Origin of the sequence: Archangium sp. (assembly GCF_036277355.1) — a bacterium.
Lineage (GTDB): Bacteria > Myxococcota > Myxococcia > Myxococcales > Myxococcaceae > Archangium.
The window spans coordinates 32756-54169 of sequence record NZ_DASUNC010000059.1; the positions used below are offsets into that span (position 1 = coordinate 32756).

The 21414-nt window shown below is 69.7% G+C and carries 17 protein-coding genes; 11 read left to right on the forward strand and 6 right to left on the reverse strand.

The window, feature by feature from the left end; translation table 11 throughout:
• The first annotated feature begins 85 nt into the window (after positions 1 to 85).
• The 5 genes from VFZ09_RS15045 to VFZ09_RS15065 all read left to right on the forward strand — a co-directional run bounded on the left by VFZ09_RS15045 (position 86) and on the right by VFZ09_RS15065 (position 4594).
• Entirely contained in the window at positions 86 to 1027 is a 942-nt protein-coding gene (locus VFZ09_RS15045) for a hypothetical protein (RefSeq protein ID WP_329728263.1), read from the forward strand.
• 34 nt (positions 1028 to 1061) lie between these two features.
• Positions 1062 to 1472, forward strand: a complete 411-nt coding sequence (locus tag VFZ09_RS15050; RefSeq protein ID WP_329728264.1) for a hypothetical protein — start codon at positions 1062 to 1064, stop codon at positions 1470 to 1472.
• Positions 1473 to 1475: 3 nt separating this feature from the next.
• The gene (locus tag VFZ09_RS15055; protein ID WP_329728265.1) at positions 1476 to 2456 is read left to right on the forward strand and encodes a hypothetical protein; all 981 of its coding nucleotides are present in this window, start codon (positions 1476 to 1478) and stop codon (positions 2454 to 2456) included.
• Between the two features lie 147 nt (positions 2457 to 2603).
• A complete protein-coding gene (locus VFZ09_RS15060; RefSeq protein WP_329728266.1) occupies positions 2604 to 3872 on the forward strand; it encodes an AAA family ATPase in 1269 nt (422 codons plus the stop codon).
• Positions 3869 to 4594 carry a hypothetical protein gene (locus VFZ09_RS15065; RefSeq protein ID WP_329728267.1) on the forward strand — a complete coding sequence of 242 codons (726 nt, stop codon included), beginning with the start codon at positions 3869 to 3871 and terminating at the stop codon, positions 4592 to 4594. The genes VFZ09_RS15060 and VFZ09_RS15065 overlap by 4 nt, the downstream gene beginning before the upstream one ends.
• Positions 4595 to 4636: 42 nt before the next feature.
• Here the strand turns inward: VFZ09_RS15065 and VFZ09_RS15070 are convergent, their stop codons facing one another.
• Together VFZ09_RS15070 and VFZ09_RS15075 are read right to left on the reverse strand one after the other, a co-directional pair.
• Positions 4637 to 5839, reverse strand: a complete 1203-nt coding sequence (locus VFZ09_RS15070; protein WP_329728268.1) for a DUF819 domain-containing protein — start codon at positions 5837 to 5839, stop codon at positions 4637 to 4639.
• Positions 5836 to 6861, reverse strand: a complete 1026-nt coding sequence (locus VFZ09_RS15075; RefSeq protein WP_329728269.1) for a dipeptide epimerase — start codon at positions 6859 to 6861, stop codon at positions 5836 to 5838. Before VFZ09_RS15075 ends, VFZ09_RS15070 begins: the two co-directional genes overlap by 4 nt.
• 46 nt (positions 6862 to 6907) lie before the next feature.
• On the opposite strand from VFZ09_RS15075, the gene VFZ09_RS15080 reads away from it, so the two are divergent.
• Both VFZ09_RS15080 and VFZ09_RS15085 read left to right on the forward strand, forming a co-directional pair.
• The gene (locus VFZ09_RS15080) at positions 6908 to 8317 is read left to right on the forward strand and encodes a M20/M25/M40 family metallo-hydrolase (RefSeq protein ID WP_329728270.1); all 1410 of its coding nucleotides are present in this window, start codon (positions 6908 to 6910) and stop codon (positions 8315 to 8317) included.
• A gap of 40 nt (positions 8318 to 8357) precedes the next feature.
• Entirely contained in the window at positions 8358 to 9614 is a 1257-nt protein-coding gene (locus VFZ09_RS15085; RefSeq protein WP_329728271.1) for a peptidase C39 family protein, read from the forward strand.
• A 48-nt stretch (positions 9615 to 9662) separates the two neighbouring features.
• On the opposite strand, the gene VFZ09_RS15090 is transcribed toward VFZ09_RS15085, so the two are convergent.
• Positions 9663 to 11039, reverse strand: coding sequence for a glycosyltransferase family 39 protein (locus tag VFZ09_RS15090; RefSeq protein WP_329728272.1), 1377 nt, complete (start codon positions 11037 to 11039; stop codon positions 9663 to 9665).
• A 257-nt stretch (positions 11040 to 11296) separates the two neighbouring features.
• Here VFZ09_RS15090 and VFZ09_RS15095 point away from each other — a divergent pair, with 257 nt between their 5' ends.
• On the forward strand, positions 11297 to 13021 hold the full coding sequence (locus tag VFZ09_RS15095; protein ID WP_329728273.1) for an ELWxxDGT repeat protein: 1725 nt from the start codon (positions 11297 to 11299) through the stop codon (positions 13019 to 13021).
• A 16-nt stretch (positions 13022 to 13037) separates the two neighbouring features.
• On the opposite strand, the gene VFZ09_RS15100 is transcribed toward VFZ09_RS15095, so the two are convergent.
• The 3 genes from VFZ09_RS15100 to VFZ09_RS15110 form a co-directional block, all read right to left on the reverse strand.
• Positions 13038 to 13229, reverse strand: a complete 192-nt coding sequence (locus tag VFZ09_RS15100) for a hypothetical protein (protein WP_329728274.1) — start codon at positions 13227 to 13229, stop codon at positions 13038 to 13040.
• A 73-nt stretch (positions 13230 to 13302) separates the two neighbouring features.
• Positions 13303 to 14610 (reverse strand): cytochrome P450, encoded by a 1308-nt coding sequence (locus VFZ09_RS15105; protein WP_329728275.1) that lies wholly within the window; start codon positions 14608 to 14610, stop codon positions 13303 to 13305.
• Positions 14611 to 14695: 85 nt separating this feature from the next.
• On the reverse strand, positions 14696 to 16933 hold the full coding sequence (locus VFZ09_RS15110; protein WP_329728276.1) for a di-heme oxidoredictase family protein: 2238 nt from the start codon (positions 16931 to 16933) through the stop codon (positions 14696 to 14698).
• Positions 16934 to 17680: 747 nt separating this feature from the next.
• Between VFZ09_RS15110 and VFZ09_RS15115 the strand changes: the two genes are divergently transcribed.
• From VFZ09_RS15115 to VFZ09_RS15125, 3 genes are read left to right on the forward strand one after another with little or no spacing between them, the layout of a single operon-like run.
• Complete coding sequence (locus tag VFZ09_RS15115) at positions 17681 to 18913, forward strand: ROK family transcriptional regulator (RefSeq protein WP_329728277.1); 1233 nt, start codon at positions 17681 to 17683, stop codon at positions 18911 to 18913.
• Positions 18910 to 19761: a glycoside hydrolase family 16 protein gene (locus VFZ09_RS15120; protein WP_329728278.1), complete on the forward strand. Its 852-nt coding sequence runs from the start codon at positions 18910 to 18912 to the stop codon at positions 19759 to 19761. Before VFZ09_RS15115 ends, VFZ09_RS15120 begins: the two co-directional genes overlap by 4 nt.
• On the forward strand, positions 19758 to 21413 hold the full coding sequence (locus VFZ09_RS15125; protein ID WP_329728279.1) for an ABC transporter substrate-binding protein: 1656 nt from the start codon (positions 19758 to 19760) through the stop codon (positions 21411 to 21413). Before VFZ09_RS15120 ends, VFZ09_RS15125 begins: the two co-directional genes overlap by 4 nt.
• Position 21414: the final 1 nt, after the last annotated feature.

Below are 21414 nucleotides of genomic sequence, written 5' to 3' on the forward strand. Positions count from 1 at the left end.
GGGGGCGCCCGGCACCAACCCCCTGATTGACCGGTGGGATGAGGGACTCCTACGATCCTCCTTCCTTTCACTCCGAGAGCGGACCTTGGCCGTCGACGTCGAGCAGTTCAGAAAAGAGCGCATCTACCGCGCCCAGGCCCCCTGCACCCAGGTGTCCGAGGAGCTCCAGCACCTGGGCGACCTCGATCGCGTCCATGAGAAGAAGGAACTCCGAACGCACAGCGTTGGAGTCCTCTCGATGATTGGCAGCCTGCCCGTGGGGTTCATCGGGCTCGCCATGTCGGACGAGGAATCCGGCCCCTCCCTCCTGCTCTGGATGGGGGTGCTCATGTTCTTCGGGGGCCTCGTCTCCTTCCTCATGAGCAAGCGCTACAAGCGGCTGAACCTGGAGAACCGGCGCTACGAGCTGGCCTCCCGTGTGGTGGGGCTGCTCCGGGCCGACATGGCTCCCGAAGAGCCGGTGACGCTCGAGCTCGACCTGCGCGAGGACTCGCACCCGGACAAGTACCAGAACGAGAGCAGGACGCCGAGCGGCTGGAAGGTGAGGCACTACCTGGATCCGTGGCTCTCCCTGCAGGCGCGGCTGCTGGATGGGACGCACTTGCGCCTGGAGATGACCGAGCGCCTCCAGCTGCGCAGCCGGACGAAGACCAACGCTCGCGGAAAGACGAAGTACCAGAACAAGCGTCTGTCGGATGCGTTCCTGCGCGTGCGGCTCCGGGTGAAGCCCGAGCGCTACCAGCACCTCGGACGGATCGGCTCCCGGGCCCAGGGCGCCGTGCAGGTGATGACGGGCACCCAGCTCGAGGACCTCACCGTGGAGGCGGACCGCGTCGACATGACGCTCTACCTGGGCAACCCGTGGAGTGCCGGCAACGAGCCCCGCCCGAACCCCGAGACCCGGAGCACCGGACCCACGCCCCTGAACGGCCAACGGGTGGTGGCGACGGCGTTGCTGAGCCTCTACCAGATCCTCAACCTGTCACGAGCCCTCGACAAGAAGGCCGTGCACTCGCGCGCGGGCTGAGCCACGCGGCGCCGCCAGGAAATCGCACGCACCCATGTCCCCTCCCCCTCGCGAGATGCTCGGTCCCTGTCAGGAGAAAGCCGGGTTCCTCTTCGCGCATGACTGCCCCCGGCCCGCCACCCAGCGGTGCGCGCAGTGCGACAAGCCCATCTGCGCCGAGCATGGCCATCCGTGGAACGGGCAGCAGATCTGCACCGGGTGCTTCAAGGCCACCCGCCAGGAGGAGGCCCAGGCCTCGAAGTTCCGCCGCGCCCCCGAGGGCGTGGACGACGATCCCTATCTCTACTCCAGCTACTACTACCGGGGTTACGGCTACTACGACCACGGATACTGGGGCCATGACATCCTCAACGATCCCAACGACTTCACCGAAGCCGATGGCCTGCCCCTGCGCCAGCGCGCCCGGGACCGGCGCGAGTTCGAGGAGGACATGGGCGGAAGTTGAGCCATGAGCGGGCAACGCTGGCTCCTCTACGCGCTCGGCGGAGGCATGGGGCACCTGACGCGCGCCGTGGCGCTCGGGCGCGCGGCCCGGCGGCGGGGACACCGGGTGGAGCTCGTCACGAACAGCCCCTTCGCTCCCGGGCTGGCCCTGGAGAACGAGCTGGGCGAGGGCAACGTCCACCGGCTCGGCGCGGAGCTCGACAAGCACGCCGTGCGCGAGTCCATCGAGCGGCTGCTCGACCGTGTCCGCCCCGAGGTGCTCGTCGTGGACACCTTCCCGCGGGGACTCGGCGGTGAGCTCGCGCCGCTGCTGCCCGGGATGAAGGCGCGGAAGGTGCTCGTGCACCGGGACCTGCACCCGGACTACGTGGAGCGCTTCGGACTGGCGCGGTTCGTCGACACCTTCGATCGGCTGCTCGTCCCCGGCGAGCCCGCGCCCTTCGCCCACCACCCGCGCGCCGTGAGCACGCCGCCGTGGCTGCTGCTCGATGCCGGGGAGTTGCTGGATGTTCCCACCGCGCGGATGAAGCTGGGCGTACCGGCCGGACAGGACACGGTGCCCGTGGTGGCCGTGCTGGCCTGTGGCCGGCCCGAGGAGGTGGACGAGTCCGCCGTGCTCGCGGAGAGGCTCCAGCGCACGCACGGAATGCGCGCCTTCGTCCGGCTGCTGTCTCCCAGCGCTCCACCGAGGCTCTGGCCCGCGCTGTCGGTCATGCGAGGCATCGACGTCCTGGTGGGCGCGGGCGGCTACAACACCGTCCAGGAGGCGCGCGCCACGGGGACACCGCTGGTGGCCATCGCCCGGCCCCGGCTCTATGACCGGCAGGCGCTGCGGCTCCGGGACTCGGAGCGCATCTCCACGCTCGACGAAGCCCTCGAGCGTGTGAGGGAGCTGCTGCGAAGCGGGGCCACTTCCTGCCCCGAGCGGCCCGTGCCCGCCTACGTCAACGGGACCCACGAGGCGGTGCGGCTCATCGAGGAATGAGGCCTGGCTCAGCACTCGAAGACGGCCACTCCATCGGCCACCAGCGCCGGTTCACCCTGGTGCACGCCGGTGCATTCTGGCATTTGTCCCCTCCCGTCGCTTGGCCTATACCCCTTCCAGGACGAGCAACCTGCGCTCGGAGAGACGATGCTCGAACGGCTGGAGCTCCATCACGTCGGACCGGCACCGCAGCTGGAATTCGACTTCGCCTCCCGGCTGAATCTCCTCACGGGAGACAACGGGCTCGGAAAGACGTTCATCCTGGACGTTGCCTGGTGGGCGTTGACCCGTTCCTGGGCCGGGTATCCCGCAAGCCCTCACCGGGGCCAGGACATAGAGCCCGCCATCGCGTTCCGATACACGAGCAGGCTCACCTCCCTCGAATACTCCAGCACCTACGACTTCCAGGCTCAGGCCTGGACACCCAAACCACGGCAGCCTGGGAACCCAGGGCTGGTCCTCTATGCTCGTGTGGACGGCTCATTCTCGGTTTGGGATCCAGCACGTAATTCCTGGAAGGATGTCCCCCTCGGGGTGGAGGCATCAGACCGCCGTCCTCGCGCGTACCACTTCGCGCCCTCTCAGGTCTGGGATGGACTGGAGCCGGATGGCAGAGTCCTCTGCAATGGCTTGATTCGTGACTGGGCATCCTGGCAAGGCCGTAACAACGAGCCCTACCAGCAGCTCTTGAAGGTACTGGAAGTGCTCTCCCCCTCTGATGAGGAGCGCATCGTTCCAGGAGAGCTCACCCGCATCAGCCTGGAAGACGTCCGTGACATGCCGACCCTCCGGACGCAGTACAACCAGGAAGTACCGGTGGTGCATGCCTCGGCGGGGTTCAAGCGCATCATCTCCCTGGCCTACCTGCTCGTCTGGGCCTGGCATGAGCACATCCAGGCAAGCCGTCTGCTCAACCAGGAGGCCACCCGGCAGATCATCTTCCTGGTCGATGAGGTCGAGGCACACCTGCATCCTCGTTGGCAGAGGACCATCCTACGCTCCTTGCTGAGCGCGATCTCAGCGCTCTCAGGAGCGGATGACGTCAAGGTCCAGGTCATCGCGGTCACCCACTCACCGCTTCTGCTCGCCTCCCTGGAGCCGCTGTTCGATCCCAGCCAGGACGCACTCTGGCACATGGAACTGGTCAATGGGACGGTGAACCTGGAGCGGGAAACCTGGCGGCGGCGGGGTGATGCCAACTCCTGGCTCATCTCCGACCTGTTCGACCTGAAGGAGCCCCGCTCCCTCGAAGCGGAGCAGGCGCTCCAGCAGGCGGAGGGATTGATGCGCCGCGAGCATGTTCAGCGCGCGGAGTTCGATGAGGTTCTGGGGAAGCTGCGGGAGAGCCTTCCGGATGTGGACCCCTTCTGGGTGCAGTGGCGGTTCTGGGCGAGGCAATCGGGATTCGAGCCATGATCCATGTCGAGCAGCAGCCCGAACCACGTCCACCCGACTTCGACTTCGACGGGGAAGTCCGGCAACCCGGGCTGAGTGCCCTGGCCGAACTGACGGGACAAGCGCCAACGATTCGCCGCCCAGGCCCTCGCATCCAGCAACAAGCGGACCGGCCCGAAGACCTGGGCCCCGCAGTGCTCCGGAAGTATGACTATTGGACCCGAGCCCTCGGCGCGCTTCACGAGGCCTACGGCGGCATCTGCGCCTATTCGTGCTTCTACATCGAGCCCATCACCGGCCCGACGGTTGATCACTTCGTCGCCATCACCCGTACGGCTCCCCAGGAAGCCTACGAGTGGAACAACTATCGGCTCGCATGCTCGCTGATGAATGCGAGCAAGAACGCATTTCCAGACGTCCTGGACCCTTTCGAGGTGCAGGACGGCTGGTTCGTGCTCAACCTGGATACTTTCGAGGTCGAGCCCGCGAAGAACCTCGATGCGGAGTTGAAACAGCGCGTGGAGCACACGTGCGGCCGCCTGAAGCTCAACTCCACCGAGTGCAAGAACATGCGCCGCCGGTGGTTCAACATGTATTGGGCACCTCGGGTGCCATCCCAGCCGGTTCCCCTATGGTTCTTCGAGGAAAATGCCCCCTTCCTGGCGCGAGAGATGCGCCGGCAAGGCCGCGTTCGTCCCGAGGACCAGGGACCAGTTCCCGCTCCACGCGCGGGCGAGGCATGAGGCGGGCGCAGCCCCGGTGAGCCCCCAGGGGACCCGCCCGCCTCAGTGGATGATCCGGTGCACCTGCTCCAGCAGCACCGCGCACACCAGTCCGCCGTAGGTGCCCAGCACGTAGCCCGCCACCGCCAGCATGACGCCCACGGGCGCGAGCGCCGGGTGGAAGGCCGCCGCCACCACCGACGCCGAGGCGGCTCCGCCCACGTTGGCCTGCGAGCCCACGGCCGCGAAGAAGATGGGCGCCCGCAGCAGCCGCCGCGTCCCCAGGATGAAGGCCGCGTGAATCGCCATCCACACCATGCCCACCGCCACCAGCGCGGGCGCGTCCAGCAGCCGCCGGAAGTCGGCCCGGGCGCCAATGGTCATCACCAGCACGTAGAGGAACAACATGCCCACCCGGCTGGCCCCTGCACCCTCCAGCTTGCGCAGCGGGGTGAAGGACAGCGCGACACCCACCGTCGTCACCAGCAGCACCACCCAGGTGAAGCCCGTGATGATGGTGCCGATGTCCGGCAGGAACTTCGCCACCGCCGTGCACGCCACCGTGGTGCCGAACCCCAGGGTGAGGATCCACACCAGATCCGTCAGGCTCGCGGGCCGCAACACCGAGGCCTGGAAGCGCTCCACCTGCTCGCGCACCACGTCGATGGCCCGCCGGTCCGCGCCCATGCGCGTGTCCATGGCCAGCTCGCGGCCCGCGAAGTAGAGCAGCACAGCCGTCCACATGTTCGACACGCCCACGTCCACGACCACCATCATGCTCAAGGTGTTGTCGTGCGTGCCGATGCTCTGCCCGATGGCCACGAAGTTCGCGCTGCCGCCGATCCACGAGCCACTCAGCGCCGCCAGGCCCTTCCAGGCCTGCTCTCCGAGGTCCGCCGGCACCAGCCAGCCCAGCAGCAGGTACGCGAGCGGCCCTCCGACGATGATGCCCGCCGTCCCCGCCAGGAAGAGCCACACCGCGCTGCGCCCCAGCCGGGAGATGGCCGGCAGATCCATCGACAGCACCTGGAGCACCAGGCTCGTGGGCAACAGGTACGCCGACACGAAGCCGTAGAGCTCCGACTTCGTGGGGATGAGGCCCGTGTTCGACAGCAGCGTGGGCACGAAATAGACGAGCACCACGATGGGCACGACCTTGAAGACGCGCCCCACCACCGGGTGCCGCTCGGCGGCGAAGAGCAGCGCCAGCACGGTCAGCAGCACCGCGAGCACCGCCATCGGATTCTGGACGAGCGGCTCCGTCATGGAGTGGACCGCGGCTCCACGCCGAGTCCGGGTCCCTCACCCAGGCGGATGCGCCCGTCCACCACCGGGTGCCCCTGGAAGGGCTCCGACGCGAGGAGCAGGTTGCCGTCCAGGTCCAGCCAGTCCACCAAGGGCCCCAAGTGCGCGCCCGCGGCGATGCCCACCGACGTCTCCACCATGCACCCCAGCATGATCTTCAACCCGCAGGAGCGCGCCGTCTCGATGATGCGCAGCGCCTCGCGGATGCCGCCGCACTTCTGCAGCTTCACGTTGATGCCGTGGTAGCCCTCGGCCAGCTTCGGCACGTCCGAGGCCATCATCAACGCCTCGTCCGCCACCAGCGGCAGCGGCGAGCGCTGGCGCAGCCACTTCGCGCCCTCGACATCCGCCGCCGGGAGCGGTTGCTCCACCAGTTCCACGCCCTGCGTCGCCAGCCACTCGATGTGCTTCAACGCCTCGTCCGGCGTCCACGCCTCGTTGGCGTCCACCCGCACCGTCTTGGGCGTGGCGGCCCGCACCGCGCCGAACATCTCGCGCACCGACTGCGCGCCGAGTTTGATCTTCAACACCGGGTACGGCTCGGCTTCACGCACCTTCTGGGCCATGGCCGCCGGATCGTCGATGCCAATGGAGAACGACGTGATGGGCATCCGCGACGGATCCACCCCGAACATCCGGTAGAGCGGCACCCCGAGGCGCTTGCCGGCCAGGTCGTGCAGCGCGATGTCCAGCGCCGCCTTCGCCGCGTGGTTGCCCGGCAGGGCCTCCTCGATGCGCTCGGACAGGACGCGGAAATGACGCGGGTCGCCATCGAGCGCCGGGGCGAGCTTCTCGAGCGCCGCCGTCACCGTCTCGGCGGACTCGCCATAGCGCACGTTGGGGGCGGCCTCGCCGCGGCCTACGAGGTTGCCCTCACGCAGCTCGACGATGACATTGCGCTTCGAGGTGCTGGTCCCCCGCGAGATCGTCCAGGCGTGGCGGAGGGGTAGCTCGATGACTCGGACATCCATCGGAAGTGACATGCGATGAGCCTCCCAGGGAGAGCGGCCATTACCATAGACTGACAATATGCGCCCCCTGTTCTTCGCTCTCGCCCTCCTGGCCGTGCCGGGTTGCGGCCACGCCGCCGCACCGTCTCGAAGCGCCCCGCCCCGAGCGGCCGAGGAGATGCGCACGCTCCTCTCCGAGCTCATCGCCGTGGACACCTCCAACCCGCCGGGCAACGAGACCGCCGCCGCCCAGGTGGCCGCGCGCTGGCTGCGCGAGGCCGGCATCGAGTCCCAGCTCTTCGAGCCCGTGCCCGGACGCGCCCACCTGATCGCCCGGCTGAAGGGCAGTGGCGGTGCGCGCCCCGTGCTGGTGCTCGCCCACCTGGACACGGTCCCCGCCCGGCGCGAGGAGTGGGCCTCGGACCCGTGGACGCTCACCGAGCGCGATGGCTTCCTCTACGGGCGCGGCGTCCAGGACAACAAGGGCATGGCCGCGGCCAGTGTGCTCGCGCTGCGCAGGCTGAAGAGTGACAAGGTGAAGCTGAAGCGCGACGTGGTGCTGGTGCTCAGCGCGGACGAGGAGGCGGGCGGCCAGGCCGGCATCGACAAGCTGTTGGAGGCCCGCCCCGAGCTGCGCGAGGCGGAGCTCGCCATCAACGAAGGCGGCCTCACGGAGCTGTCCGAGGACCGGAGCCGGGTGCGCTTCGTCAACCTCCAGGCCGCGGAGCGGGTGTCGCGCAACGTGACGCTGAAGGCCACCGGCCCCGGCGGCCACTCCTCCGTCCCGCCGGCCGCGCCCAACCCGATGGTGCGTCTGGCGGCGGCGGTGGCCCGCGTTGGCGCGCTCACCTTCCCCACCCGGCTCACCCCCGTCACCCGGCTGAACGTGGAGGGCCGCGTGAAGGTGACGGGCGGCGAGCTGGGCGAGGCCTTGAAGCGGCTCGCGGCCTCACCAGACAACCCGCCCCAGGAGGCGGTGGATGCCATTGCACGGTTGGAGCCGGCCCTGGCCGCCGTGCTGCGCACCACCTGCGTGCCCACCGTCTTCAACGCCGGCACCCGGCCCAACGTCATCCCCGCCACCGCCGAGGCCACCATCAACTGCCGGCTGCTCCCGGACGAGGACATCCAGGCGTTCCGCGCCCGGCTCGTCGAGGCGGTGGCGGACCAGGACATCCAGGTGGAGCTGAACATGACGCCGCCGGACTCGCCCGCCTCGCCGGTGGGAGACAACGCCATGTTCCGCGCCGCCACGGCCGCCGCGAAGAAGGTGTGGCCGGGCGCTCCCGTCTTCCCGCGCATGTCCACCGGCACCACCGAGTCCACCGCCCTGCGCCGCGCGGGCATCCACGCCTACGGCATCGACCTGTTCGCCCTCACGCCGGACGACGCGCGCACGGCCCACGCGCCCAACGAGCGGATTCCCTCGGCCTCGCTCCAGCCCGGCGCCGAGTTCGTCCACCAACTCCTGTCCGAGCTGGCGAAGTAAGCCCCCGCCCTCCTTCCCCGGCAGCACCCGAGCGAGCCTCATGACGACCCCGACGAAGACCCGGCATCCCCTGTTTCTGGTCCTATTGGCATCCACGCTGACGGCCTGCGTGTGGCAGGCCCGGCCCACACCCGAGGAGCAAGGCCCGGTGGCGAAGATCTGGAGGAAGAGCGCGCAGACGCGTGACTTCGAGCGCTTCACCCGCGAGGGCACCGCGCTCACCCCGGACGGGGCGCTGGAGCTCGACGCGGCCACGGCCCGCTCCGAGGCGGACCCGTTCCCCAGCCACACGCCGCCCAACGTGCAGACGCCGGTGCCCGTGGGCAGCTACGTCTTCGGCAGCGCGGCCTCGGAGGAGCACACCATCACGGGCGGCTTCGACAACGTGGTGCCCTCGTTCGACGTGCTGACGCCGCCGGGCACGTGGGTGAGGTTGACGCTCGCCGCGCGCGTCGACGGCGAGTGGACGAAGGACTACGACTTCGGCGTCTGGGCCTTCGACAACGGCACCGTGGCGCGCCACAGCAAGGACCGGCAGGAGGACGAGCGCGGCAAGGTCTTCACCGACACGCTGGTGCTCAAGAAGAAGGCGGACGGGCTGCGCATGAAGGTGTGGCTCTTCTCCTCCAAGCCCGGGGTGAGCCCGCGCGTGCGTGCGCTGACGGCGGCGATGACGGACTCGGCCCGCAAGGCCGCGGACGAGCCCTCGGACAAGCGCGCCTGGGGCACGGTGCTGGAGGTGCCGGGCCGCTCGCAGATGCTCTACCCGCCCAAGGGAGGCGTGTGGTGCTCGCCCACCTCGGTGTCGATGATCCTGGCGTACTGGGGCCAGAAGCTGGGCCGCAACGAGCTCGTGGTGCCGGTGCCCGTGGCCGCCGAGTACACGTATGACACGGTGTACGACGGCACGGGCAACTGGCCCTTCAACACCGCCTACGGCTCGGCGATTGGAGACGGGGCGCTGCACGGCCTGGTGGCGCGCTTCGACTCGTTCGCGCAGGTGGAGCGGCTCATCGCCGAGGGCATTCCCGTCAGCATCAGCATCGCCTACGAGAAGGGAGAGCTGAGCGGCTCGCCCATCCAGCGCTCGGACGGGCACCTGATCGTGGTGAAGGGCTTCACGCCGGAGGGGGACGTCATCTGCAACGACCCCGCCTTCCCGAACGACGAGCGGGTGAACGTGACGTACAAGCGCGAGGAGCTGATGAAGGCGTGGGACCACTCCCGCCGCTCGGCCTACGTGCTGTGGCCCTCGGGTACCCCGCTGCCCGCGGGCTCGCTCACCTTCGTGCAGTGAGACAAGCTCAGGCGTTCCGGTCCCCTGCTCGGAGCGCCCGCGTCACCTTCACGGCCCGGAAGGAGACGTGAGCAATTCCCCGGAGCCGCTCGCGGAGGGGCAGCGCTTCCAGAGCACCACCCTGCCCCACCGCCTCTGGACGCAGAACCCGGCGGCCTCCACCTGCCGCTCGCCGAGCGCCCCACCGCTCACGAGCACGTGGGAGAACCGGGCCTCCGTGAGCGGGCCCTCCAGCTCTCCCACCTGATGATCGGGGCGCACGAGCAGGGGCACGTCGCGGTGCAGGTAGAAGCGGCCGCTGATGTTCCACTCCTGCTGGCCCGCGACGATGAGCCCGGTGAGGGACTCGTCCCGTCCGGCGAAGACGAGCGCGTCGAGCTGCTCCGTGGCCAGCCCACCCGGCATCTGCACGGTGGCCGCCGCCAGCGAGGAGAGCGCGTACGCCCCCACGAGCCCGCCCATCGCCCGCGGGGAGCGGACCCACCGCGAGACGGTGGCCCAGGCCGGTCCCGCGGCGAGGGCCACGAACAGCGGCAGCAGTGGCACCAGGAAGCGGAGCTCCTTGTGCGCGAGCAGCGACATCACCCCGAGGTAGAAGACGAAGGAGCCCCCGAGCAGATCCCTCCGGGCCAGCCCGCGCCCGAAGTGCCAGACGAGCAGCAGCGGCACCATGCCCACCAGCTTGGGCAGGTACCACCACGCCGGCTGCGTGCCGAACTTCTCCGAGCCGCCACTGAGGATGTTGAACTCGAAGTACTTCCAGAGCGTGTGCCAGGGCGCGCCCCATGTGAGCCCGTCGAGCAGGCCGAGCGCCAGCAGCACTCCGCCCACGCCCAGCGCGCCACCCGCCAGCGAGCGCCAGCGCCGCGCCGCCAACAGACTCACGGCGATGGGCACGCCGAACACCGCCGAGGGGTAGCGCACCACGAAGGCCAGGCCCAGCAGCACACCACTCCAGAAGCCCTCGCGCAGGCCGTCCCGGACGCGGGCGCGCCAGGCCCACAGGAGCGCGCCGAGCAACGGGGCCACGCTCAGCGAGTCCGCCAGGGGCCTCGCGGCGTAGAGCAGCCACCCGCCCCACGTGACGTGGACGGCCGAGGCCAGGAGCGCGGCCTCGCGCCCATCCCGCTCCTCGACGAGCCGGAACAGCGCCACGGTGCCCCACGCCTGCGCGGCGGCACAGCAGGCCCACACCACCGAGGCCATCGCCCACGGGTGCTCGAGCCCCATCCGCCCGCACAGCGCGAGCACGCCTCCGAGCACTCCGGGCACGGCCCAGTTGCGCAGCCCCACCACCCACTCCCAGGCCGGGAGCCAATACCCGAAGGCCAGCCCATGCGCCGGCTCCAGGAACTGGAAGACCTCGTCCGGGTGCTGGCGGCCCCGCTTGAGCGCCACCACCGCGACGGCGAGCAGCGCGCCCACGACGGCGAGTCTCCGCTCCCACGCGACGGGCTTGGGGGGTGAGGGAGGAGTCATCGGTGCGGGAGGCGTCGGCACGGGCGGCGCAGATTGCCACGAACCGCCGCCGTTGGCGCCCGCCTGCTCGCTGGGGAGAGAGGCGCTCACCCAACGTGCGGCGCACGACGCGTCCGCTCGACCCGGGCGCGATGGTGGCGGGGGCCTGGGCGGACACACCTTGGCGGACGCGGGAGCCGGTCTCCCGTGGGGAGGGGTAGACAATGAAATCCTGGTACACGGCGGCCGTGGTGCTGCCCGGTCTGGTCATGGGCTCCGTGGGAACGGCCCGCGCGGAACAAGAAACCGAGGCCTCCTGGAAACCCAGGCCCGCCTGTATCGAGTCGAGCGGGCCCGCCTACCTGGTGCGGGACATCAACCCGGGCCCGGCGAACGGGTTCGTCCTCTTCCCTCGGGACGTGGAGGGCAGGCTCTTCTTCGGCGCCAATGACGGTGTCCACGGCCAGGAGCTGTGGAAGAGCGATGGAACCGAGGCGGGCACGGTGCTGGTCAAGGACATCAACCCGGGGCCGGACTCCAGCATCGTGGACCCCGACATCAATGGAATCGGCAGCGCGAGCTTCCGGGGGGAGTACTACTTTCCCGCCGGCACGCCCGACACCGGCCTGGAGCTGTGGAAGAGCGACGGAACCGAGGCGGGCACGGTGCTGGTCAAGGACATCCGGCCCGGCCCGGCCCGTTCCGAGTTCGGCTACCTCACCCCGCTGGGCCACCGGCTCGTCTTCGAGGCGAATGATGGTGTGTCGGGCTTCGAGCCGTGGGTGAGCGACGGAACGCCGGAGGGCACCCGGTTGCTGAAGGACATCCGTCCGGGCCCCGAGGGCTCCCTGCCCCTGGACCTGCGGAGGGTGGGCAGGAAGGTCTTCTTCACCGCGAATGATGGCGTCCACGGCACGGAGCTGTGGGTGACCAACGGAACGGAGGCGGGCACGCGGCTCGTCGAGGACCTCCTCGAGGGCCCCGAGTCCTCCGGCCCCTTCCAGTTCCACGAGCTGGACGACACGCTCGTCTTCCTCGCGGCGAACGAGGGCGGAGGCTTCGACGTGTGGCGCAGCGATGGGACGAGAGGGGGCACCTACCGGCTGAAGGAGCTGTTCCCCGGTGCCGTGCCCCTGTTGATGGAGGGCTGGCGCGAGGACAGGAAGCCGGTGGTGTACTTCGCGGGCAATGACGGCACCACCGGCTGGGAGCTGTGGGTGACGGACGGAACGACGCGGGGCACCCGGCGGGCCGCGGACATCGTCCCGGGGCCCGGCTCGTCCTTCCCCAACGGGCTCACGACGGTGGGCAGCACGGTGTTCTTCAGCGCCGATGATGGGGCCACGGGCTTCGAGCTGTGGCGGAGCAACGGCACGCCGGGAGGCACCCGGCGCGTCAAGGACATCTGGCCGGGCCCGAGCAGTGGCATCGACGGCCTCGGGGCCACGGGCTCGGAAGGCGGCCTCCAGAGGGTGGGGGAGCGGTTCGTCTTCGCCGCGGACGATGGCGTCTCCGGACTGGAGCTGTGGGTGAGCGATGGAACGGAGGAGGGCACCTCGCTGCTCCAGGACATCAACCCCGGCCCCGCGTCGTCCGTCCCCACCCGGTTCGCCCACTCGGGCGGGCGGATCTTCTTCATGGCGGATGATGGCACCCACGGCGAGGAGCTGTGGGCGCTTCCCGAGCGCGTGCTGGACGACGAGACGCGTCCGGACCTGCGCTGCCCGGACTCCATTCGCGTGAAGGCGACGAGCCGGGGCGGCACCTGGGTCTCCTACCCTCCGGCGAGCGTGAACGATGACACGGGCCTCTGCCCGCGGGTGCACTACAGCCGCCGGTCCGGCTCCTTCTTCCCGGTGGGGACCATCCGCGTGCATGTCACCGCGACGGACCTGGCGGGCAACTCCCGCGAGTGCACCTTCAAGGTGAAGGTGGAGCGCCGCCACTGAGCGCGTGAGGGTCCGCTCAACGGCGCGACAGGGCTCCCTCCACGTGGCGCACGAGCTCCACCAGGCGGGGGCCCAGGTCGCGCAGCAGCCGCTCGCGGGACACCAGGAATCCTGGCCCTCCACAGTTGAAGGCCAGGATTCCGCTCCCATCGGGGGCCACGAAGGGCACGCCCACCGCGTTCACGTCCCGGGACCAGAAGTGGCTCAACGGCACCCATGGCGGGTCCGCGGACCCCAACCTGCAGTGGCTGACGGGCTTCACCCAGCCGTAGTCCCCGGCCTCACGCGAGCAGCAGGCCCACCTCCCCGCGAGGCCCGACGGTCGTGTTCCGCACCGACACGCCCACGGGCGCATCACTCGCGGGGAGCAGGTCGTACGTCCTCAGGATGGCCGCCAGCACGAGCTTCATCTCGTAGAGCGCGAAGGCCGCGCCGATACACCGGCGCGCACCGCCACCGAAGGGGAGATACTCGAACGGGGAGTAGCTGCGTTCGAGGAAGCGCTCGGGGCGGAAACGCTCGGGCTCCGGGTAGAGCTCGGGGCGCCGGTGGACCTGGAGGATGGAGCTCCCCACGTCGGTTCCCGGCGGCAGCTCGTAGCCCTGGAGCGTGAGGCCCTGGCGCAGCGTCCGGCCGATGATGGGTGCCACGGGGTTGAGCCGCAGCGCCTCGGAGCACACCGCATCCAGGTAGGGCAGGTGCGAGATGGCCTCTGGCTCGAGCGGCTCCGGCTGGCCCCGCAGCTCCTCCACGAGCCGTGCCTTCACCGCCGGCTCCCGGTGGATGAAGTGGAAGGCCCAGGCCAGGGAGCTCGCGGTGGTCTCGTGACCGGCGACGATCAGGTTCAGCATCTGCGTCAGCAGCTCGTCATCGGTGAGCGCGCGGCCGTCGTCGAACCGGGCGGAGAGCAACAGGCTGAGGATGTCCTCGTGCGGCTCCGGCGAGGCCCGGCGCGCGCGCAGCACGTCCGCGAACAGCGCGGTGATCTCCTCCCGCTTCCGCTGGAAGCGCGCCCAGGCACTCAGGCCCAGCAACGGCCGGCGCAGCGGCTTGATGAACATGAAGGACGGCTTGAGGGCGTCGATGACCTCCAGCACGGTCGTCTTGAAGGACTCCCGCTCCGCCGGCTCCCGGAGGCCGAGCACCGCCTCGAGGATGACCTGGAGGGAGATCTCCTGCATGGTCCGGTGGACCGGGATGGGCCGGCCGCGCGTCCACCGGGCGGCGTGCTCCCGTGCGACGTCGAGCATCAGCTGCCCGTAGGCCCGCATGCGCGCGCCATGAAAGGGCGGCAGTTGGAGCTTGCGCATGGCCCGGTGGCGCTCACCGCTGAGCAGGATGAGGTTGCTCTCGCCGAGGATGGGCGCGAGCATCTCCGCGCCGAGCGCGAGGTAGGTGTCGGGATCGGCCGTGAACAGCGTCCGAACGCCCTCGGGATGTCCGGTGACCACCATCTTCCCGGCGAAGCCCGGCCACGAGAAGAGGTCTCCGTACCGCCGCCCCGCCTCGAGCAGGGTCGCGTAGGGCTCGCGGAGATACTTCAGCGAGACGAGGAGATTGTTCCTGGGACCGGGTGGCAGGCGGTTCATGCCCCGCAGCCTACACCCGGAGTGAAGAGCGGAGGGGACCGCCCATCCGCGGAGCGGTCCCCCGAACAGTGCTATCCGTCCCGCGTCACAGCGACTGCAGGAAGCGCAACAGGGCGGCGCGCTCGGTGCTGGTCATCCGGACGAAGGCCTGCTGCGCGGCCTGCGCCTCACCGCCGTGCCAGAGGATGGCCTCGGTCAGGTTGCGCGCGCGGCCGTCGTGCAGGTAGGCCTCGCCGCCGCTGACACCCGCCGTCAGGCCGATGCCCCACAGCGGAGGCGTGCGCCACTCGGAGCCGGAGGCCTGGCCTTCCGGCAGGTTGTCCGCCAGGCCCGTGCCCATGTCGTGCAGCAGCAGGTCCGTGTACGGGTGGATGGTCTGGCTCCGCAGCTCCGCGTTCGGGTGGTAGGCGCTCGTGGTCAGCGTCTCCGTGTGGCACTTCGCGCAGCCCGCGTTGCGGAACAGCGTCTCGCCCTGGAGGGCCTGCGTGTCGCGGTAGTCACGGCGCGCCGGGACGCCGAGCAGGGCGATGTAGCGGGTGAGCTTGTCGAGGTCCGTGTTGTTCAGCTCCGTGCTGGTGCCCGAGCAACCGGTCTGCGACGTGCCGCAGTCCAGCGTCGTGAAGACGGGGTTGGTGACGCCCATGTCGTTGCGGAACGCGTCGGCGATCTGGTGGCGCACCTTCGCGGCGCCCGCCTTCCAGCCGAAGCGGCCCAGGCGCGTGGCGCCCGTCTCGGGATCCGTCACGGTCTGCATGCGGCCGGAGATGCCATCGGCGTTGCTGTCGTTGGGGTCCGCCAGGCCGGCGATGGCCGACTCGGGCACCGCCTCCAGCAGGCCGATGCCCACCAACTGCGGCGTGATGCGCGCCGAGTAGTTCGTGGGCGTGACGTTCAGGAAGCTGTAGGTGGGCTTGCGCAGCTGGTAGGCCGTGCCGTCGGTGAACGTGCCGCTGGTGGTGGTCCAGCTCGCGATGCGCACGTCACCCTCGGGCGTGCCGCTGGTGCTGCGCGGCTGGATGCGGTAGCCGAGGAAGGGCTCCGCGGTCACGGAGGTGCCACTGACGCGGCCCACCTTCACCGTGTAGTTGCTCAGCGAGGTGTTGACGGCGGGCGGCAGGCCGCGGCCGTTCCGCACGTGGCAGGCGATGCAGGAGCGCGCGATGTAGTTGGGCCCGAGCTTGTTCGCCTGCGCCGTGAGGACGGGGTTGCCCGGCTCGGAGTGGCTGCCATCTCCGAAGTCGGTGTGGTGGAGGCGGCGGCCCTCGACGAAGGGCTGCGCGTTCACCGGCGCCATGTTCAGCGCCATCTGCAGGAAGTGGTTGTCCGGCTCGTTGGACAGGTGCTGGTTGCCGGTGGTGCGGCCGCCGCTCTGGCCGATGGCCGGCATGGGGAAGGAGTCCTGGACGGCGCCGGAGACCTCGAGCGGTACGATGCCGCCCGTGCCCACCATGTACAGCATGATGGTGGAGTAGTAGTTGAAGCGGCCGTTCACGGGCTGGCGCAGGAAGACACCGACCTCGAGCTCCATCCGGTCACCGATGCGGATGGCGCGGCCCTCCTTGGCGTTGAAGTTGACGCTGGCGGTGTACTGGTAGTCGTTCACCGTCGTGAAGTCCGCGTTGTGGAAGTACTCGGCCTCCGTGTTGAGGCCGCGGAAGAACGCGCGGAAGTCCGGGCTGTCATACGGGTAGAGGGTGTAGAGGTTGACGACGATGCGGCTGCCGCCCTTGGCCACCTCGTCCACGATCTCGATCCAGTGCGTGCGGTTCTCGAAGTACAGCGAGAGGTAGTGGTCATACGCCTGGTACTGGTCCTCACGCGCATGGCGGTCGCGGACGCGGTCGCCCACGCGGGTGATGATGGCCGTGGCCGTCTCCTGCACCGTGGCCGGCTCCAGCGACGTGGTGTTGTTGTACAGGGGCACGATGCTGCCCGTGTCGCCACCGCCCGTGCCCGCGTCCGTGCCACCGCCCGTGCCCGCGTCCGTGCCGCCCGTGGTGCCGTGCGTGTAGCGCGCCCACGTCGTGTCGTAGGCGCAATTACAGGCAACGTCCCAGTACGTGTACGAGTAGTCGACGACGGTGCCCGAGGCCAGGTTCGTCAGCGTGAACTCGTTGCGGCCATTGATGACCGTCATCCGCACGTTGAGCTGGCCGCCGTTGTTGACCTTGTAGTGGATGTCCGCCCACGACGTGGTGTTCACATAGAAGATCGCCGACGAGCCCGAGGGCTGCACCCCGTACGTCGCCGCGGCGAGGGCCCCTCCCGCCAGAAGCGTGGCGAGCACCAGCCCCACTGCCAGTCCTGCAGCTTTGTTTCGCATATGGTTTTTCTCTCCGGTCGAGTCCTCCGCACGGGCACACGAGAAACTCCACCGTCCGAAGGAAGTCCCCATGTTAGGCACGGAGGACCGGATTCCTATAGAGGTCGGTAAAACCGCCTGGTATTGTTGGGTTCGCAACAGACATTTCATTTCCGGGCGGACGACGCAGCGCAACGCGTCATGCGCGGATGCGCGCACGCCCCCCACCTGCGACCACCGGATGCTTGCAATCTCTAGCAAGTCGCTGGTACTTTCTTCATTACTCAAACGAACTCGGTTGCGGTGACGTGGGGAGGGGATGCGGGGTCTTCCGCTGACGCGGAGCGTCCAGGAATAACGCGCCGCGCAAGGGCAGACAGGATTCCGCTGGCATCCGGTTTCTTCGTCGTACGGATGAAGGAATCCACTCGCGGAGGGGCGATATGCGGCGGCACGAGCGTTTCGCATGGACATGGGCGGTGGCGGGAGTGGTCTGCGGGGTGGGTCTGGTCGGCATGGGCAAGCCCGCGGGGGCCCGTAGGGAGGCCCCGGAAGGTACGGGGCCGGTGTCTTTCTCCACCCGGGGTGCACCGCGTGACGAGGAGGTCACCTTCCTGGAGGGCATGGGGCCGAGCACCGGGGGCTTCGGGCTGAAATTGGAGGAAGTGCCGCTCACGAGGGGGCCGAAGCAGTACACAATCGGCCCCGGCCGCGACGAGGACGGGAAGGTGGTTGCTTCCCCGCGGCCGAATGGAGCGTGAGCGCACGATGAAAGTGGGAACGGCGGAAACGGCGACGACGGTCGATGCGGCGGGTATGCGCGCGCAGAACAGCAGCCTGTTGCTGAACATGATCTGGCGCGAGCAGCAGCTGTCGCGGGCGGAGATCGCCCGGCGCACGCAGCTGAGCCCGTCCACGGTGTCCGCCATCGTCGCGGACCTGGAGCACTCGGGCCTGGTGCGCAACATCGGCGCCGGGGTATCGCGGGGAGGCCGCCGCCCTACCCTCATCGGCTTCTGTGACGACGCCTTCAGCATCATCGGCGTGGAGATGGGCGCCACGCACGTGACGGTGGTCCTCACGGACCTGCGCGGGCGCGTGCGCACCCACCGGCACTCGCCCCATGCGGTGCGCGAGGACCCCAGGGGCACACTCCAGAAGGTGAAGGAACTGGTGCAGGAGTGCCTGGACGCCGAGCGCGTGCCGCGCCGCTCCGTGCTGGGCATGGGCGTGGCCGTGCCGAGCCCCGTCCACCCCGCCACCCCGGGCAAGCTGTCCCCGCTCATCGTGCCGGCATGGCGCGACTACGACGTGCAGGAGTCGCTCAAGTCCGCCTTCAACATGCCGGTGTTCGTGGACAACGACGCCAACCTGGGCGCGCTGTCCGAGCGCTACTGGGGCGCGGGCTTGGGGGGCGAGGATCTGACGTACATCAAGCTGGGCACGGGTATTGGCGCCGGCTTCATCATCCACGGCGACGTCTACCGGGGCTCGGGCGGCACCGCCGGAGAAATCAGCCACATCGCCGTGGACCCGGCGGGCCAGCAGTGCGTGTGCGGGCTGCGCGGGTGCCTCGTCACCCTGATTGGCACCGCGCCGTTGATGGAGCGCGCCAAGGAGCTGATGGGACTGAAGGGCCGCCGGACGCCCACGGTGCGCGAGCTGGTGGAAGGCGCGCGCGCGGGAGACCCGGCCGCGCGGCAGGTCATCGACAGCCTGGGCCACTACCTGGGCATCGCCGTGGCGGGCCTGCTCAACCTGCTCAACCCGGCCATCGTCGTGCTCGGCGGAGAAGTCTCCTCGGTGGGAGACCTGCTGCTGGATCCGTTGCGCGCATCGGTGCGCAAGCGGGCGCTGTCCACCTCCATGGCGGAGACGCGCATCGTCACCTCCGCGCTGGGAGACCGGGCCATCGCGGTCGGCGCGGCCACCCTCGTGCTCCAGGCGGCGCTGCGCGACCGCTCCCTCTTTCCCCTCCAACACGTCCGGAAGACAGCATGACCCGACTCCGTCTCCTCCCGTGGCTCGTCGCGCTGGGCACACTCGCCTGTGACCCGGCGGCCAACCGGGCCAACAAGCCCGACGTGACGCCCTCCTCCCCCTCGCAGCCTGGCCCGGAATGGCAGCTGGTGTGGCAGGACGAGTTCGATGGACCGGCGGGAACCCCGCCCTCCCCCGAGCGCTGGGTGCACGACGTGGGAGGAGAAGGATGGGGCAACGCACAGCTGGAGTACGACACCGCGCGGCCGGAGAACGCATCGCTGGACGGCACCGGCAACCTCGTCATCACCGCGCGCAAGGAGAGCTACCTCGGGCGGAGCTACACGTCCGCGCGCATCAACACCCGCAGGAAGTTCGAGCAGACCTACGGCCGTTTCGAGGCGCGCATCCAGCAGCCGGTGGGGCGCGGCCTCTGGCCGGCGTTCTGGCTGCTGGGCGCGAACATCGACGAGGTGGGCTGGCCGGAGTGCGGGGAGATCGACATCATGGAGTACCGGGGCCAGCTCCCGGCGCTCACCCGCGGCTCGCTGCACGGGCCGGGCTACTCGGGCGGGGGCAACATCGGCGCCGAGCACGCCGTCAGCGGAGGGAAGCTCCACGAGGACTTCCACGTCTACGCCGTGGAGTGGGAGCCCAACCGCATCCGCTGGCTGCTGGACGGTGTCACCTTCTTCGAGGCGACGCCCGCGCGCCTGCCCGCCGGGACGCGGTGGGTGTATGACCATCCGCACTTCATCATCCTCAACGTGGCGGTGGGAGGGAACTACGTGGGGCCGCCGGACAGCACCACCGTGTTCCCGCAGCAGATGAAGGTGGACTACGTCCGCGTATACTCGAGGGCGCAATGAAGCCCGTGCTCCTGCTGGTGCCCGTGGTGGTGGTGCTGCTGGTGGGCTGTACCTCCTCCTCGGAGCCCCGCCCGCGGCAGCCGGGCACGCTGTTCGTCTCCGTGGAGCAGCAGAGCGCGTGGGTGCGCAACTTCAACCCGCTCTTCACCGGGGCGGGCTCGCGCTGGCCCACGCGGGCCGGCGTCTACGAGTGCATGGAGGTGTTCCTCCCCTCCTCCGGCGAGTGGAAGCCATGGCTGGCCACGGCGCACGCCTGGTCCGAGGACCACCGGACGCTGCGCTTCACCCTGCGCGAGGGCGTGCGCTGGAGCGACGGGCGGCCCTTCACGGCCGAGGACGTGGCCTTCACCTTCCAGCTGCTCCAGAAGCACCCCGCGCTGGACTCGGGCGGCGCGTGGCGCTTCCTGGAGGACGTGCGCGCGGAGGGGACGCACGCGGTGGCCTTCCAGTTCTCGCGCGTCTACATCCCCGGCTTCTCGGAGCTGGCGCACCAGCCCATCGTCCCGCGCCACGTCTGGGAGAAGGTGGCGGATCCGGTGACGTTCACCAACCCGGAGCCGGTGGGCACGGGGCCCTTCACCCAGGTGAACGTCTTCCGCAACCAGGTGTACGAGCTGGGGCGCAACCCGAACTACTGGCAGCTCGGCAAGCCGGCCGTCTCCGCGCTGCGCTTCCTGGCCTTCCCCACCAACGACCAGGCCAACCTGGCCCTGGTGGAGGGCGAGGTGGACTGGGCCGGCAACTTCGTGCCCGCGGTGGACCGGACCTTCGTGTCGAGAGATCCGGAGCACCACGCGCGCTGGTTCCCGCTCTACGGCAGCACCGTCTTCCTCTATCCCAACACCACGCGGCCTCCCTTCGATGACGTGCGCGTGCGCAAGGCGTTGAGCATGGCGCTGGACCGGGAGCGGCTGGTGGACATCGCCATGTACGGCTACACGCGCCCGGCGGATGCCACGGCCCTCAATGACTCGTATACGGGCTGGCGGGACGCCGAGGCCGCCAGCGGCGCGTGGGTGCGCCATGACGAGGCGGCCGCCAACCGGCTCATGGACGAGGCGGGCCTGAAGCGCGGCCCGGATGGCCTGCGGCGCATGCCGGATGGTCAGCCGCTGGAGCTGGAGCTCGAGGTGGTGGGCGGCTGGTCGGACTGGGTGCGCGCCGGGCAGGTGCTGGCCCGCGACTTGCGCAAGCTGGGCGTCCAGGCGCACCTGAAGACGTACGAGTTCGGCGCCTGGTACGCGCGCCTGCAGAAGGGGGAGTTCCAACTCGCCATCGCCTGGTCGCTGGACGGGCCCACGCCGTACACCTTCTACAAGTGGCTGCTGTCGCCGCGCACGGTGCGTCCGGTGGGCGAGGTGGCCGCGGCCAACTGGCACCGCTTCGGCGACGGGGAGGCGGACGCGCTGCTGACGCGCTTCGAGACGGAGAGCTCGCCCGAGAAGCAGAAGGAGCTGATGGCCGGGGTGCAGCGGCGCTTCTCCGAGCTGGCGCCGGCCATTCCCCTCTTCCCCAACCCGTCCTGGGGCGAGGCCAGCACCAAGCGCTTCACCGGCTTTCCGAGCGCTCGAAATCCCTACGCGCGCCTGTCCCCCCATGCCGAGCCCGACAGCCTGCTGGTGCTGACGACGCTCGCCCCGAGGGAGCCCTGAG